15 protein-coding genes are annotated in these 14,689 nt (G+C 72.2%); 3 read left to right on the top strand and 12 right to left on the bottom strand.

What is annotated here, in order from left to right:
• The first annotated feature begins 215 nt into the window (after positions 1-215).
• The 3 genes from H508_RS0110045 (at position 216) to H508_RS0110035 (ending at position 3,502) form a co-directional block, all read left to right on the top strand.
• Positions 216-1,571, top strand: a complete 1,356-nt coding sequence (locus H508_RS0110045; RefSeq protein WP_425393462.1) for a quaternary amine ABC transporter ATP-binding protein — start codon at positions 216-218, stop codon at positions 1,569-1,571.
• Entirely contained in the window at positions 1,561-2,520 is a 960-nt protein-coding gene (locus H508_RS0110040) for an ABC transporter permease (protein WP_026373962.1), read from the top strand. Before H508_RS0110045 ends, H508_RS0110040 begins: the two co-directional genes overlap by 11 nt.
• 64 nt (positions 2,521-2,584) lie before the next feature.
• A complete protein-coding gene (locus H508_RS0110035) occupies positions 2,585-3,502 on the top strand; it encodes a glycine betaine ABC transporter substrate-binding protein (RefSeq protein WP_051223207.1) in 918 nt (305 codons plus the stop codon).
• Between the two features lie 119 nt (positions 3,503-3,621).
• Here the strand turns inward: H508_RS0110035 and H508_RS0110030 are convergent, their stop codons facing one another.
• Genes H508_RS0110030 through H508_RS0109975 form a run of 12 tightly spaced genes read right to left on the bottom strand, consistent with a single transcriptional unit; the run spans position 3,622 to position 14,653 of the window.
• Positions 3,622-4,689, bottom strand: coding sequence for an alpha/beta hydrolase (locus tag H508_RS0110030; RefSeq protein WP_026373960.1), 1,068 nt, complete (start codon positions 4,687-4,689; stop codon positions 3,622-3,624).
• A complete protein-coding gene (locus H508_RS0110025; protein WP_026373959.1) occupies positions 4,686-5,315 on the bottom strand; it encodes a CoA transferase subunit B in 630 nt (209 codons plus the stop codon). The genes H508_RS0110030 and H508_RS0110025 overlap by 4 nt, the downstream gene beginning before the upstream one ends.
• Positions 5,316-5,342: 27 nt before the next feature.
• Positions 5,343-6,113, bottom strand: a complete 771-nt coding sequence (locus H508_RS0110020) for a CoA transferase subunit A (RefSeq protein ID WP_026373958.1) — start codon at positions 6,111-6,113, stop codon at positions 5,343-5,345.
• Positions 6,113-7,057 (bottom strand): alpha/beta hydrolase, encoded by a 945-nt coding sequence (locus H508_RS15745; RefSeq protein WP_245569502.1) that lies wholly within the window; start codon positions 7,055-7,057, stop codon positions 6,113-6,115. The genes H508_RS0110020 and H508_RS15745 overlap by 1 nt, the downstream gene beginning before the upstream one ends.
• Positions 7,054-7,800: a 3-hydroxybutyrate dehydrogenase gene (locus H508_RS0110010; protein ID WP_026373957.1), complete on the bottom strand. Its 747-nt coding sequence runs from the start codon at positions 7,798-7,800 to the stop codon at positions 7,054-7,056. The genes H508_RS15745 and H508_RS0110010 overlap by 4 nt, the downstream gene beginning before the upstream one ends.
• Positions 7,797-8,462: a TetR/AcrR family transcriptional regulator gene (locus tag H508_RS15740; RefSeq protein ID WP_051223205.1), complete on the bottom strand. Its 666-nt coding sequence runs from the start codon at positions 8,460-8,462 to the stop codon at positions 7,797-7,799. Before H508_RS15740 ends, H508_RS0110010 begins: the two co-directional genes overlap by 4 nt.
• Positions 8,459-9,970 (bottom strand): class I adenylate-forming enzyme family protein, encoded by a 1,512-nt coding sequence (locus H508_RS15735; RefSeq protein ID WP_035254716.1) that lies wholly within the window; start codon positions 9,968-9,970, stop codon positions 8,459-8,461. Before H508_RS15735 ends, H508_RS15740 begins: the two co-directional genes overlap by 4 nt.
• 4 nt (positions 9,971-9,974) lie before the next feature.
• The gene (locus H508_RS15730; protein ID WP_245569501.1) at positions 9,975-11,084 is read right to left on the bottom strand and encodes a branched-chain amino acid ABC transporter permease; all 1,110 of its coding nucleotides are present in this window, start codon (positions 11,082-11,084) and stop codon (positions 9,975-9,977) included.
• Positions 11,085-11,093: 9 nt separating this feature from the next.
• On the bottom strand, positions 11,094-11,972 hold the full coding sequence (locus H508_RS0109990; RefSeq protein WP_026373956.1) for a branched-chain amino acid ABC transporter permease: 879 nt from the start codon (positions 11,970-11,972) through the stop codon (positions 11,094-11,096).
• Positions 11,969-12,676: an ABC transporter ATP-binding protein gene (locus H508_RS0109985; RefSeq protein ID WP_026373955.1), complete on the bottom strand. Its 708-nt coding sequence runs from the start codon at positions 12,674-12,676 to the stop codon at positions 11,969-11,971. Before H508_RS0109985 ends, H508_RS0109990 begins: the two co-directional genes overlap by 4 nt.
• Positions 12,673-13,428: an ABC transporter ATP-binding protein gene (locus H508_RS0109980; RefSeq protein WP_026373954.1), complete on the bottom strand. Its 756-nt coding sequence runs from the start codon at positions 13,426-13,428 to the stop codon at positions 12,673-12,675. The genes H508_RS0109985 and H508_RS0109980 overlap by 4 nt, the downstream gene beginning before the upstream one ends.
• A gap of 13 nt (positions 13,429-13,441) precedes the next feature.
• A complete protein-coding gene (locus H508_RS0109975; protein WP_026373953.1) occupies positions 13,442-14,653 on the bottom strand; it encodes a substrate-binding domain-containing protein in 1,212 nt (403 codons plus the stop codon).
• Positions 14,654-14,689 lie beyond the last annotated feature (36 nt).

Below are 14,689 nucleotides of genomic sequence, written 5' to 3'. Positions count from 1 at the left end.
TAGCTCTTCTACTGCCCTGGGGTAACGTCGATCCGCGGTGGCCACGGCTGGCCGCCCTTCCGAATGGACGCGACCGTCGGCTTCCCCAGCTGTCGACGAGCGTATGGTGCCGCTTCGCAGACGACTTCCGTCGTCGATGGACGGCAGACGACACACCGCCGGCGCGGTGGCACCCGTCCTCGACTGAACGCCCTCGCGGCGTGGCAGGAGTGACCGTGACCGAACCGCAAGTGATCGCGCGCCCCGGGGGTGCCGACGAGACCCGTGGCGCCGACGACATCGCCGTGCGCGTCGAGCACCTCACGAAGGTGTTCGGCCGCCGCCCGCTCGAGGCCGCCGACCGGCTGGCCGCCGGCGCCTCGCGAGAGGACGTCGCGAAGCTCGGCACCGCCGCCGTCATCGATGCCTCCTTCGAGGTGCGCCGCGGCGAGATCTTCGTCGTGATGGGCCTCTCGGGCTCCGGCAAGTCGACGCTCATCCGCATGCTCAACGGCCTGCTCGACGCGACGCACGGCATCGTCGAGATCGACGGCGAGCGCGTGACGGGCGTCGACGCCAAGCGGCTGCGCGCCGTGCGCCGCTCGCAGGTCTCGATGGTGTTCCAGCACTTCGCGCTCCTGCCCCACCGCACGGTGCTCGACAACGTCGCGTACGGGCTCGAGATCCAGGGCGTCGACCGCGAGCGACGGCTCGAGCTCGCGCGCGACGTCGTGCGCCGGGTCGGCCTCTCCGGCTGGGAGGAGCGGCTCCCGAGCGAGCTCTCGGGCGGCATGCAGCAGCGCGTCGGCATCGCCCGCGCCCTGTGCGCCGACACGCCCGTGCTGCTCATGGACGAGGCGTTCAGCGCGCTCGACCCGCTCATCCGCCGCGAGATGCAGGAGCAGCTCGTCGAGCTGCAGGCCGAGCTCGGCAAGACGATCGTGTTCATCACGCACGACCTCAACGAGGCGATGTTCCTCGGCGATCGCATCGCCGTCATGCGCGACGGCCGCATCGTGCAGATCGGCAGCCCCGAGGAGATCCTCACCGACCCCGCGAACGACTACGTCGCGCAGTTCGTGCAGGACGTCGACCGCACCCGAGTGCTCACCGCGGCGAGCGTGATGGAGCCGCCCGCCGCATCCGTGCCCGTCACCGTCGGACCGCGCGGCGCGCTGCGCGCCATGCGCGACGTGCAGAGCTCGACGCTGCTCGTCACGGGCCCCGGCCGCACCGTGCTCGGCGCCGTGCGCGACCGCGACGTGCTGCGCGCGGTGCAGAGCGGGCACCGCGAGCTGCGCCCGCTCGTCGACGCGGACGTGCACCGCGTCTCGCCCGACACGAGCCTCGCCGAGCTGCCCGAGCTCGCCGTCACGAGCGGCCTGCCGATCGCGGTCGTCGACGGCGGCGATCGCCTGCTCGGCGTCATCCCCCGCGTGATGCTGCTCGCCGCGCTCGGCAACGTGCCGACCGAGACCTCAGAGATGGCGATCGTCGACCTGCCGCCGGCGCTCGACCCCGCGATCGTCGCGCAGACGCTCGACGACGCGACCGCTCGCTTCGACTCCCAGGAGGTCTCCGATGCTCGATGACATCCGCCTGCCGCTCGGCGACTGGGTCGAGACCGGCGTCGACTGGATCACCGACAACCTCGCCGTGCTCTTCGACGTCATCCGCACGGTCGTCGGCGGCGTCTTCGACGTCGTCGAGATGGCGTTCACGGAGCCGCCCGCGATCGTCATGATCGCCGTGCTCGCGCTCGTCGCCCTCCTCGTGCGGGGCTGGAGGATGGGCCTCGGCACGGTGCTCGGGCTCGTCGTGATCGTGCTCGTCGACCAGTGGGACAACGCGATGGCGACGCTCGCGCTCACGGTCGTCGCGGCGCTGCTCGCGCTCCTGCTCGCGATCCCGCTCGGCATCTGGGCGGCGCGCTCCGACACGGTCTCGGCGATCGTCCGGCCCGTGCTCGACTTCCTGCAGACGATGCCCGCGTTCGTGTACCTGATCCCGGCGATCATCCTGTTCGGCATCGGCGTCGTGCCCGGCATCATCGCCACGATCGCATTCGCGATGGCGCCCGGCGTGCGCCTGACCGAGCTCGGCATCCGCGGCGTCAACCGCGAGATCGTCGAGGCGGGCGCCGCCTTCGGCGCCTCCCCCGGCCGCATCCTGCGGCAGATCCAGCTGCCGCTCGCGCTCCCGACGATCATGACGGGCGTCAACCAGATCATCATGCTGTCGCTGTCGATGGTCGTCATCGCGGCGATGGTCGGTGCCGGCGGCCTCGGGCAGGACATCGTGCAGGCGCTCCAGCGCATCGACGTCGGGCTCGGCTTCGAGGCGGGCCTGTCGGTCGTGATCCTCGCGATCGTGCTCGACCGCGTGACGAACGCGCTCGGCAGCCTGCAGGCGCACAGCCCCGTCGCGAAGCTGCGCTCGCGGCGGCGGAGCGCCGCGGCCGCCGCGGCGAGCGCGCCCTCGCCGCACGACGTCGCCGCGGTGGCGAGCGTCGAGACGGCACCGGCCGGCAGCGGCCGCTGAGACTTCGGCGGCCGCTCCGGCGGCCGCCGACGGACGGAAGATACGGAACGAGAGAGGACACAGCATGCACAAGCGATTCATCCGCGCGACGGCCGTCGCTGCCGTCGGAGCGCTGGCCCTGGCCGGCTGCTCATCGAGCGGCTCCGAGGCGGAGGCGCCCGAGGGCGACGCCGCGTCGACGAGCGACCAGACCGACCTGACCATCGGCGTCTTCAACGGCTGGCCCGAGGGCGAGGCCGTCTCCTACCTGTGGGAGGCGATCCTCGAGGAGCAGGGCTACGACGTCGAGCTCGAGTACGCCGACGCTGGCCCCGTCTTCGCGGGCGTCGCGGGCGGCGACTACGACGTCACGCTCGACGGCTGGCTGCCGATGACGCACGCCGACTACATGACCGAGTTCGGCGACGACCTCGTCGACCTCGGCGCGTGGAACGAGGACGCCGTGCTGACCCTCGCGGTCAACGAGGATGCGCCCATCACGTCGATCGAGGAGCTCGCCGACAACGCGGACGCGTTCGGCAACCGCATCGTCGGCATCGAGCCGGGCGCGGGCCTCACGGGCGCGACGCAGGACAGCGTCATCCCGACCTACGGCCTCGAGGGCATGGAGTTCGTGACGTCGTCGACGCCCGCCATGCTCGCCGAGCTGAGCGGCGCGATCGACGCCGGCGAGAACATCGTCGTGACGCTGTGGCGCCCCCACTGGGCCTACGACGAGTTCCCCATCCGCGACCTCGAGGACCCCAAGGGCACGCTCGGCGACGCCGAGGGCATCCACTCGATCGCCCGCACGGGCTTCGAGGAGGACTTCCCGCAGCTGACCGCGTGGCTGCAGGCCTTCGAGATGGACTCGGAGCTGCTCTTCTCGCTCGAGAACGCGATGTTCAACAGCGACGCGTCGCAGAGCGACTACCCCGACGTCGTGGCGACCTGGATCTCGGAGAACCAGGAGTACGTCGACTCGCTCACCGCGACCGAGTAGTCGAGCGAGCGATCGAGGCCCCGCATCCGGGTGACGGATGCGGGGCCTTCGTCGTGCGCGGCGGGCTTCGACACGCTGTGCGCCTGCGGCGCGCAGCGGCTCAGCCGGCGGGAGGCGACTCAGCCGGCGGAGGGGCCGTCGTTCGCCTCGATGTGGCGCAAGAAGGCCTCGCGGAAGCGCTCCGGCTCCTCGATGTGGGGCGAGTGGCCCGCAGTCTCGAACACGACCTCCTCGTAGGCGCCGCCCGCGGCGGCGTACTCGTCGAGCACCCGCCGCGTCTGCGACACCATCGGCTGCGGCGGTGCCGCCTCCTCGCCGGGCCAGCCGGGCACGACGCCGTGCTTGCCGAGCGTGTTGAAGTCGAAGAACGACTCGTCCGAGACGATCGCGTCGTGCGCGCCCCGCACCCAGAGGATCGCGGGCTTCCGCTCGAGACGCACGATCCCGGTGAGGTCGAGGTGCGCGGCCGACATCGTGTTGAGGATGCCGCGCGTGCCGGGCGCGAAGCCCGGCCACGACTCCGACGGCGCCCCGTCGCCCGGCTGGTTGTCGGGCCCCGTCTTGGTCGAGAGCATCGACTCGACCCAGAGGTCCTCGTGCTCGTCGCTGAAGCCCGGCGCGACGTAGCTCGAGCGGAAGACGCTCCGCGGGCTCGTCGGCGCCTCGTCGCTCGCGTCGCCCGCCGCGAGCCGCGCGATGAAGTCGGGGTTCGCTCCCCCGCCGCCCGTGCCCGCCGCGTCCGGCGTGCAGAGCGACCCGTCGAGCCGCGTGCCGAAGCCGTGCGGCGGCACGGGCGCCATGAGCGTCACCGAGCGGATGAGGTCGGGGCGGTCGAGCATGAGCTGCATGACGATGCCGCCGCCCATGGACCAGCCGAGCAGGTGCGCGTCGGCGAGGCCGAGCGCATCCAGGACCGAGGCGACGTCGTCGGCGAAGTCGCGAAGGCCCCGCGTCGCGTCGACCGGCAGCGTCTCGCTGTCGCCGTAGCCGCGCAGGTCGATCGCGATCGACGGCCGCGGCAGCGCGAGCATGAGCGGTTGGAAGAAGAGCGATGACGACACATTGCCGTGGATGAGCACGATCGGGCGCTGCCCGTCGGCGCCCGCGACGTCGCGGCGGAGCACGGATGCGGTGAGCCGCTCCGTGCGGACGCTCGACTGCTCGATCCCCGCGAGGATCGTCGTCACTCGAGGATCTCCGGCTCGGTCTTCTCGCGCAGCTCCTCGATCGTCACGCCGGGGGCGAGCTCGACGAGCCGCAGCCCCTCGGGCGTGACGTCGAGCACGGCGAGGTCGGTGATGATGCGGTCGACGACGCCCTTGCCCGTGAGCGGCAGCGAGCACGCGTTCAGGATCTTCGCGGAGCCGTCCTTCGCGGTGTGCTCCATGAGCACGATGACCTTCGCGGCGCCGTGCACGAGGTCCATCGCGCCGCCGGGGCCCTTGACCATCTTGCCGGGGATCATCCAGTTGGCGATGTCGCCCGAGGCCGACACCTGCATCGCGCCGAGGATCGCGGCGTCGATCTTGCCGCCGCGGATCATCGCGAACGACGTCGCCGAGTCGAAGAACGACGTGCCCGGCAGCGTCGTCACCGTCTCCTTGCCGGCGTTGATGAGGTCGGGGTCGACCTCATCCTCGGTCGGGTACGGGCCGACGCCCAGGATGCCGTTCTCGCTCTGCAGCACGACGGTCACGTCGTCGGGCACGTAGTTCGGCACGAGCGTCGGCAGCCCGATGCCGAGGTTGACGTACATGCCGTCCTCGAGCTCCTTCGCTGCGCGCGCGGCCATCTCGTTGCGGGTCAGTGCCATGGCTGGTCTCCTCAGTCCTCTCGCGCGTCAGTCTTCTCGGACCGTGCGGCGCTCGATGCGCTTCTCGATGTCGGTGCCGACCTCGACGATCCGGTGCACGAACACCCCCGGGAGGTGCACCGCATCCGGGTCGATCTCGCCCGGCTCGACGAGCTCCTCGACCTGCGCGATGCAGACGCGCCCCGCCATCGCCGCGGGCGGCGAGAACTGTCGGGCAGCCTTGTTGAAGACGAGGTTGCCGTGCCGGTCGCCGCGGAGCGCGTGCACGAGCGAGAAGTCGGTCGTGATGGCCTCCTCGAGCACGAACTCCTTGGGCTCGCCATTGACGTCGAACGTCGCGGTCGGCTTGGGGGCGGATGCCTTGGCGACCGTGCCGTCGGGGTTGTACAGCTGCGGAAGTCCGCCCTCCTGCACCTGCGTGCCGACGCCCGTGCGGGTGTAGAACGCCGCGATGCCGGAGCCGCCCGCGCGGAGCTTCTCGGCGAGCGTGCCCTGCGGGGTGAGCTCGAGCTCGAGCTCGCCCGTGAGGTAGCGGCGCTCGAACTCCTTGTTCTCGCCGACGTAGGAGGAGGTCATCTTGTCGATCTGGCCGTTGCGGAGCAGCAGCCCGAGGCCCCAGTCGTCGACGCCGCAGTTGTTCGAGACCACCTTGAGGTGCTTGACGCCCCGCTCCTCGATCGCGCGGATGAGCGCCATCGGGTTGCCGGAGAGGCCGAAGCCGCCGACCGCGAGGGTCGCCCCGTCCTGGATGTCGGCGACGGCCTCCGCCGCCGAGCCGTAGGTCTTGTCGATCGCCATCAGCGTGCCCCTTCCGTGCGGGATCCCTGCCCCGCTGCCTGCAGGCGCGCGACGACGGCCGCGACCGCGTCGACGCCCGAGCCCATCAGGATCGTGTAGTGGTTGGTGTCCTCGACGTCGTCGACCTCGAGGCCGGGCAGCCGCGACCGCCATGTCGCGAGCCACTCGTCATCGTAGAGGCCCGGCGACTCGTCGAACAGGCCGCGCGGGCTGCGCAGCAGCGCGATCGGCACGTCGAGCGCCTCGAGCGCCTCGGTGTAGCCGCCGCGGCCGTCGAGCTCGACGAGGTTCGCGACGACCGCGTCGGGGTTCGCCGAGGGGCGCAGCGCGAAGCCCTCCGACTCCTCCCGCTCGTCGGGCACGAGGTCGTAGTCGACGTACTCCTCGATCGCGGAGCTCCAGTAGGGACCGAAGGCCGGGTGCTGGCGCCAGAAGTCGCGGTAGGCGGCGGTGTCGGGGAACGTCATCCGCAGCCGCTCGATCGCCGGCCCGAGCACGTCCTCGGGGCTCAGGTCCGATCCCTCGGGCGCGGGGCGCAACGGCAGCCCGCCGTCGACGAGCACGAGCGACTCCACGAGCTCGGGGTGCGCGCTCGCGAGCCGCGTCGCGACGTAGGCGCCCATCGAGTGGCCGACGACCACCGCTCGCCCGAAGCCCGCCGCGCGCATCGCCGCGGCGACGTCGTCGGCGTGCTGCACCATGCCGAAGGGCGCAGGCAGCGCGCGCGAGCCGCCGCGGCCGCGCAGGTCGACCGCGAGCACGGGGGCGCCCAGGCGCTCGGCGAGCGGCGAGAACGAGCGGTGATTGGCCGTGATCCCGTGGATGGCGACGACGGGCGTGCCCGGCGCATCCGCCCGCCACACGGTCGCGGCGAGCTCGCCGCCGTCGACGGCGACGCGCAGCGGCCGCTCCGCCGAGGTGGGGGCATCGGTCGCAGTCGTCACCGGGCGCTCCAGCCGCCGTCCATGACGTACGAGGTGCCCGTGACCATGCCCGCGTGCGGGCCGGCGAGCCAGGTCGCGAGCGACGCGACCTCCTCGGGCTCGACGAGCCGCTTGACGGCGGCCTCGGTGAGCATGACCTTCTCGAGCACGTCGGACTCGGGGATCCCGTGCGTCTTCGCCTGGTCGGCGATCTGCGCCTCGACGAGCGCGGTGCGCACGTAGCCGGGGTTGATGCAGTTCGAGGTGACCCCGTGCGGGGCGCCCTCGAGCGCCGTGACCTTCGAGAGCCCCTCGAGCCCGTGCTTCGCGGCGACGTAGGCCGACTTGAATGCGGATGCGCGCAGGCCATGCACGCTCGAGAGGTTGAGGATGCGGCCGAAGCCGCGCTCGTACATGCCCGGGAGCACCGCGCGGATGAGCAGGAAGGGCGCCTCGAGCATGAGCGCGTGGATGCGTCGCCACATCTCCGGCTCGTACTCGTGGATGGGCGCGACGCGCTGGATGCCGGCGTTGTTCACGAGGATGTCGGCCTCGAGCGAGAGCGACTCGAGCGAGCCGACGTCGAGGAGGTCGACCTCCCACGACTCGCCGCCGAGCTCGGTCGCGAGCGCCGAGGCGGCGGCCGCGTCGCGGTCGGCGATGACCACGTGCGCGCCCTCCGCGGCGAACGAGCGGGCGATCGCGGCGCCGATGCCCGCGGCGCCGCCCGTGATGACGGCCCTGCGGCCGGAGAGCGTGCTCATGAGTCCTCCTGGGTTCGAGCCGCGGTGGCGGCAGCGGTCATCCTCGACGGGGCGGTGCCGAGCGCGCGCTGCACGAAGGCCACCATCTCGTCGAACACATCGTCGGGCACGGGCGTCGCGCCGGTGCCGTACGCGCCGTCGTCGCCCGTCGGCCACAGCACGTAGCGCATCCCGATCATCTCGCCGACGCCCATGAGCGCCCACGCGGCGACCTCGGGGTCGACGTCGCCGATCTCGCCGGCGGCGCGGGCGCGCTCGAGGCCCTCGCGGTAGCCCTCGACGATGCGCTCGTAGTGCGCGCGCATCACGCCGGGCGAGACGAACTCTGCCTCCCGCACGACGCGGTAGAGCGCGGGGTGCTCGGCGGTGAACGCGAAGAACTCGCGGAAGCCCTCGCGCTCGGCCTCGGCGCGGTTCGAGCCGCGCGCGGCGCCGTCGCTCATCGCCTTGCGCACGCGCCGGTTCAGGTCGTCGACGAGCTGCTCGAAGAGGTCGAGCTTCGACTCGAAGTACAGGTAGAACGTGCCCTGGGCGACGCTCGCGCGCTCGGTGATGCGGGCGATCGACGCGGCCTGGTAGCCCTGCTCGGCGAAGACGCCCTCGGCCGCCGCGAGCAGCTTCGCCTTCGTCTGCTCGCCGCGCTTCGTCCTCGGCTGGTTCACGACGCCGCTCCCTGCCGCTCGAGCGAAGCGGTGAGCGCGCGGCGGAGCGGCTTGCCCGTGCTCGTGCGCGGGATGCCGTCGACGACGACGAAGCGCTTCGGGTGCTTGAAGTCGGCGATGCGGCCGTCGAGGTGCGCGCGCAGCTCGGCCTCGGTCGCCTCGCCACCCAGCACGAGCCACGCGACGACCTCCTCGCCCCAGCGCTCGCTCGGCACACCGGCGACGGCCGCCTCGGCGACCGCGGGGTGCTCGAGCAGCGCGAGCTCGACCTCGATGGGCGCGATCGACTCGGCCCCCGAGCGCACGATGTCCTTCATGCGGTCGACGACCCGGATGCGTCCGGCCGCGTCGCGCTCGACGAGGTCGCCCGTGCGCAGCCACGATCCGAAGCGCGCCTCGGCGGTCGCCTCGGGGTCGCGGAAGTAGCCGTGGAAGACGGCGGGCCCGCGCACGAGCAGCTCGCCGCGCCCCGGGGCGTGGTGCACGCGGCCGTCGACGAGCAGCGCGACGTCGACGTGCGGGTAGGGGCGGCCGGCGGTGCCGTCGTCGCTCTCGTCGCGCGCGAGCGACACGTTGGGCGCCGCCTCGGTGAGCCCGTAGCCCTGCCGCACGGGCACGCCCTGGCGGCGCAGCAGCTCGGTCGCGCGCGGGTCGAGCATGCCGCCGCCGACGATCGCGGTCGTGAGGCTCGAGAGGTCGCGCGCGAGGAAGTCCGGGTGCTGCACGAGCGCGCGGTAGGTCGTCGGCACGCCCATGGTTGCGGTCACGCGGTGCCGCTCGATGAGCGCGAGCGCGCGGCCGGCGTCGAAGGTGCGCTCGAGCACGACGCGCGCGCCGACCCACCACGCGAGCAGCGGCTGGATGTTCCAGCCCGCGACGTGGTGCTGCGGCAGCACCTGCAGCACGACGTCGTCGGGCGTCATGGGCGTCGCGCGCGAGAGCGAGAGGTTGCTCCACGCGCAGTTCGCGTGGCTCAGCACGACCGCCTTCGGTGCGCTCGTCGTGCCGGAGGTGAAGAGCATGAGCAGGCCGTCGTCGTCGACCGGGGCTCCGTGCCCGAGGTGCGTCGACGCATCCGGCACCGCCGTCTCGATGCCCGCGGCGCCGAGCGCCGTCGTGGGGATGCGGTGCCCGGCGAGGCACTCGAGCGCAGCCTCGGCGACGGGCCGGTGGTCGTCCTCGACGAGCAGGAGCGAGGGGTCGGCGATGCGCAGCTGCTCGGCGAGCTCGCCCGCCGTGAGCCGCCACGAGAGCGGCACGAGCATCGCGCCGGCCTTCGCGCACGCGAACAGCAGCACGACCTGGTCGGCGGTCGACCCCGTCACGGTCGCGATGCGCGCGCCCCGCCCGTGGCCGGCCTCGCCGAGCGCGTGCGCGAGCGCGGTCGCGCGCGCCTCGAGCTCGCCGTACGAGACCGCGACGCCGCGGTCGACGATCGCCGGCCGGGCCGGGTCGATCGCGGCGCGGTCGGTGGTCCAGCGGCCGAGCGTCAGCGCATCGGGTGCCATCGTCCTAGGCTTCCATGTCCTGCAGCGCCTTGGGTTCCGCGACGTCCTGCCTGCTGCCGCGCCGCTGCGTCACGCGGTGCGCGAGGCCGACGATGCCGCCGGGCGCGAACATCACGACGAGCACGAACAGCATGCCGAGGATGAAGAGCGGCTCCGAGAGCGGGATGCGCAGCACGTCGGGCAGCGCCTGGATCCACTCGGCCGAGGCGAGCGCCGCGAGCCGCTGGTCGAGCAGCGTGTAGACGATGCCGCCGACGATCGCGCCCCAGCGGTAGCCGACGCCGCCGAGCACGACGATGACGAGCAGCGTGAGGGTGAAGTCGCTCGTCGAGATGCGCGGCGTCGCGCTCGACTGCAGCAGCATGAAGCCGATGCCCGCGACCGCGGCGAGCACCGCGGCTCCGGCGAAGAGGAAGAGCCGCACGAAGTAGGGGCGAAGGCCGAGCACCGTCACGCGCAGCTCGTTCTCGCGCGCCGCCGCGACGACGTGGCCGAGGCGCGAGCGCTCGATCCACACGCACGCGAGGTAGACGATGACGAGGATCGCGAGCGCGAGCCAGTAGAGGTTGCGCGTGTTGACGACGCCGACGAGGACGTCGGGCACGACGTCGACGGGCAGCCGCACGCCCTCCTCGCCGCCCGTGAGGCCGCCGACGTTGCGGCGGATCATGACGTTCATCGCCTGCGCGACGGCGAGCGTCACCATCGCGAACGAGATGCCGGTGACGCGCAGCGCGAGCGCCCCGACGAGGTTGCCGAGCACGAGCGCGATGACGAGCGTGAGCACGATCGCGACGAGGAAGACCGCCTCGGGCGGCATGCCGCTCGGCGCGAGCAGCCGCAGGATGATCCCGAGCCCGTAGGCGCCGGCGGCGAAGAACATCGCGTGGCCGAACGAGAGCAGCCCCGCGACGCCGAAGATGAGGTGGTAGCTGAGGGCGAGCGCGGCGATGAGCATCGCGTAGGCGAGCACCGTGAGGGTGCCGGGCGTGTAGGTCGGGCCCGGGAGGATGCCCGGGATGTCGATCGCGAGCAGGGGCAGCATCGCGGCGACGCCGACGATGACGGCCCCGATGACGAGCTTGCCCCAGACGGAGGTGAAGAAGGTGCGCACGCTCATCTCCTAGTGCTTGACCTTGCCCATGAGGCCGGTCGGTCGGACGAGCAGCACCGCGGCGAGCGCGAGCACGATGGCGAGGTCACCGGTGCCGCCGAGGTAGAAGTTCGCGAACTGCTGGATGACGGCGACGAGCACGGACGCGATGGCCGCGCCCGTGAGGGAGCCGAGGCCGCCGATGACGGTGACGATGAACGCGTAGATGAGCAGGCTCGTGCCCTGATGGGCACCGACCTGGCCGTAGTACACCGAGGCGAGCACGCCGCCGAGGCCGGCCGCGGCCCCGCCGATCGCGAAGACGATCGTGAACGCGCGGCGCACGTCGATGCCGAGCGCGGTCACCATCGTGCGGTTCTCGACGCCCGCGCGGATGACGAGGCCGTAGCTCGTCCTCTGGAGGAAGAGCACGATGAGGCCGAGCACGACGACCGCCGTGGCGATGAGCAGCCAGCGGTCGTTCGGGATGTTGGCACCGAGCACGTCCGTCGTGCCGCCGAGCCACTCGGGCAGGCGGATCTGGATGGGGTCGGTGCCCCAGATGCCCTCGAAGAGCGCGACGGAGGCGAGGCCGAGCCCGACCGTGACGAGCACCTGCTCGATGTGGCGGTTGTAGAGCGGCCGGATGAAGATGAGCTCGGTGAGCGCCGCGACGACCGCGCCCACGACGAGGCCGACGAGCATGCCCGTCAGGAGGCCCGCCCAGCTGCCGTCGCCGATGCGCCGCCCGACCTCCCAGCCGAGGAAGCCGGCGAGGGTGAGGAAGGAGCCGTGCGCGAAGTTCAGCACGCCCATGAGGCCGTAGATGAGCGAGAGGCCGCTCGCGACGAGGAAGTAGAGGGCGCCGAGGCCGATGCCGGTGATGAGCAGGAGCAGGACGGTGCTCACGCTGCCTCCTCGTCGGTCGAGACGCCGAGGTGCCGGTGCACGAGGTCGGAGTCGAGGAAGTCGGCGGCCGGGCCCGTGTGGACCACGCGGCCGCCGGAGAGGACGATGACGGTGTGCGCGAGCGCGCGCACGACCTGCAGGTTCTGCTCGACGAGCAGCATGGGCGTGCGCTCGGCCGCGGCCTCGAGAGCCTTCGTGACGGTGCCGACGATGAGGGGCGCGAGGCCCTTCGTCGGCTCGTCGACGAGCAGCAGCCGGTTGTCGTTCATGAGCGCGCGCGAGAGCGAGACCATCTGCTGCTGGCCGCCCGAGAGCGTGCCGGCCTGCTGCTTCGCGCGCTCGATGAGCTCGGGGAAGAGCTCGGCGACGATGCCGCGGTTCGGGGCGCCGCCGCGCTCGGCGAGCCGCAGGTTCTCCTCGACCGTGAGGCCGCCGAAGACCTCGCGGTCCTCGGGCACGTAGGCGATGCCGCGCTGCACGATGCGGTGCGTCATGAGCCGGTCGATGCGCTCGCCGGCGAAGGTCACCTCGCCCGAGCGCTCGTAGAGGCCGAGCAGCGCCTTGATCGTCGACGACTTGCCGACGCCGTTGCGGCCGAGGAGCGCCGTGACGCCGTGCTCGGCGACCTCGAAGGAGGCGCCCTCGACGACCTGCTGGCCGGCGATCCGCGCGTCGAGGCCGCGGACGGTCAGGATGGCGGTCACACGGTCTCCCCGAGGTAGGCCTGCTGGACTTGGCTGTTGGCCATGACGGCCTTGGGCGTGTCGATCGCGAGCAGCTCGCCGTGGTGCATGACCGCGACGCGGTCGACGAGGCCGAGCAGCACCTCCATGTGGTGCTCGACCATGAGCACGGTGCGGCCCGAGGCGTGGAGCCGCCGGATGACCTCGACGAGGCCCGCGACGTCGCCGGAGCCGACGCCGGCCATCGGCTCGTCGAGCAGCACGACCTCCGGCTCGGTGGCGATGAGCATCGCGATCTCGAGCTTGCGCTTGTCGCCGTGCGAGAGGACGCCTGCCTTCGTGCCGATGTGGTGGACGAGGCCCACCTCCTCGAGGCAGCGCCGGGCGACGCCCGCCGCCTCGTCGCCCTCGCGGGGGAACCTCCACGGGCTCGTCGCTCCCCCGAGCTTCGACTGCGCCGCGAGGCGCACGTTCTCGCCCGCCGTGAGGCCGGCGAAGACGCTCGAGGTCTGGAACGTGCGGCCGAGACCGACCCGCGCCCGCTGGTGCACCTTGTGACCGGTGACGTCGTTCCCTGCGAGGCGGACGGTGCCGCTCGTGGGGATCATGACGCCCGAGATGATGTTGAACAGCGTGGTCTTGCCAGCGCCGTTGGGGCCGATGACTCCGACCATCTCGCCGGTGCCGACCTGCAGCGTGACGTCGTGCAGGATGCGCGCGCCGCCGATCTGCAGGCCGACGGCGTCCAGCTGGAGCGCGGGTCGGTCGAACATCAGTGCGTCACCCTCACTCGCCCGCGACGGGCGGTGCGACCGCCTCGGCGTCGGCGACCTCGATGAGCTCCGGCACCCACGTGCCGCCCTCGTCGACGAGCCGCACCTGGAACATCGGCTGGATGAGCGCGTGGTCCTCGGCGCGGATCGTGAGCTCGCCCTTGACCGAGTCGAAGGTCCAGCCCTCGAGCGCCTCGATCATCGCGGCGGTGTCGCCCTTGCCCTCGGCGATCGCGTGCACGAGCATCTGCGCCCCCACGAAGCCGTCGACGGTGAAGAGGTCGGCCTCGTGCCCCTCGGCCTCGAGGAACGCATCCATCGCCTGCGCCGCCTCGGTGTCGGTCGCCTGCGGGAAGTAGTGGTTGAGGAACTGGATGTCGGCCGAGCCCGGGCCGTAGGCCTGGTACGAGGCGCGATCGGCGAGGCCCGTGACGACGGTCGTCGACTCGAGCACCTGCTGCTGCGCGAGCGCCTCCCACATCGCGCCGGTCGTCGCGCCGGCCCACGCCACGAAGACGAGGTCGGGCGAGGCCGCGCTGATCTGCTGCGCGAAGGGCGTGAACTCGGTCGCGTCCTCGGCGACGAGGATCGGCGTGACGTTCGCGCCCTCGGCGCCGAGCACGGCCTCGACGGAGGCGACGTTGCCCTGGCCGAACGCGTTGTCCTGCGCGAAGACGACGATGTTCGAGCCCTCGACGCTGTCGAGGAAGGTCGCGGCGGTCGCGACGTCCTGGAGGGTCTGGCGGCCCGAGCGGAACGTCTGCTCGTTGATGCCGGTGATGGCGTCGGCGGCGGCGGGGCCCGAGAGGAAGAGCACGTCGTTCTGCGCCGCCTGCTCGGCGACCGCGAGCGCGACGCCCGAGGCGGCCGAGCCGCCGAGCACCTGGAAGCCCTGGCCGATGAGGTCCTTCGCCTGCGTGACGGCGGTGTCGGGGTTGCCCTGGTCGTCGACCCACTCGATCGTGAGCTCGACGCCGTCGATCTCGCCCGTGCCCTCGGTCGCGTAGTCGAGGCCGGCCTCGAAGCCCTGCTGGTAGGCGGCGCCGTAGGCGGCGAGCGGGCCGGTGATGGAGGTGATCATGCCGACGTTGACGGCGACGGTCTCCTCCGCGCCCTCGGAGCCGGCGGTGGAGGGCGAGGTTGTCGACGCGGTCGGCGCGCACGCCGTGAGCGCGAGCGCGGCGAGGGCGACGCCCACGCCGGCGAACTTCGTTGTCCTGCGCATGAGTTGCCTTTCGAGCGGTGCGAGCCCCCTCGGGCG

Origin of the sequence: Agrococcus lahaulensis DSM 17612, assembly GCF_000425105.1 — a bacterium.
Classification (GTDB): Bacteria; Actinomycetota; Actinomycetes; order Actinomycetales; family Microbacteriaceae; genus Agrococcus; species Agrococcus lahaulensis.
This window is presented reverse-complemented; position numbering and strand designations above follow the sequence as displayed.

Coding starts and splice junctions, on each gene's coding strand:
- H508_RS0110040 (WP_026373962.1), top strand. CDS start 1,561: ATGCTCGATGACATCCGCCTGCCGCTCGGCGACTGGGTCGAGACCGGC.
- H508_RS0110035 (WP_051223207.1), top strand. CDS start 2,585: ATGCACAAGCGATTCATCCGCGCGACGGCCGTCGCTGCCGTCGGAGCG.
- H508_RS0110025 (WP_026373959.1), bottom strand. CDS start 5,315: ATGGCACTGACCCGCAACGAGATGGCCGCGCGCGCAGCGAAGGAGCTC.
- H508_RS0110020 (WP_026373958.1), bottom strand. CDS start 6,113: ATGGCGATCGACAAGACCTACGGCTCGGCGGCGGAGGCCGTCGCCGAC.
- H508_RS0110010 (WP_026373957.1), bottom strand. CDS start 7,800: ATGAGCACGCTCTCCGGCCGCAGGGCCGTCATCACGGGCGGCGCCGCG.
- H508_RS15735 (WP_035254716.1), bottom strand. CDS start 9,970: ATGGCACCCGATGCGCTGACGCTCGGCCGCTGGACCACCGACCGCGCC.
- H508_RS0109980 (WP_026373954.1), bottom strand. CDS start 13,428: ATGTTCGACCGACCCGCGCTCCAGCTGGACGCCGTCGGCCTGCAGATC.
- H508_RS0109975 (WP_026373953.1), bottom strand. CDS start 14,653: ATGCGCAGGACAACGAAGTTCGCCGGCGTGGGCGTCGCCCTCGCCGCG.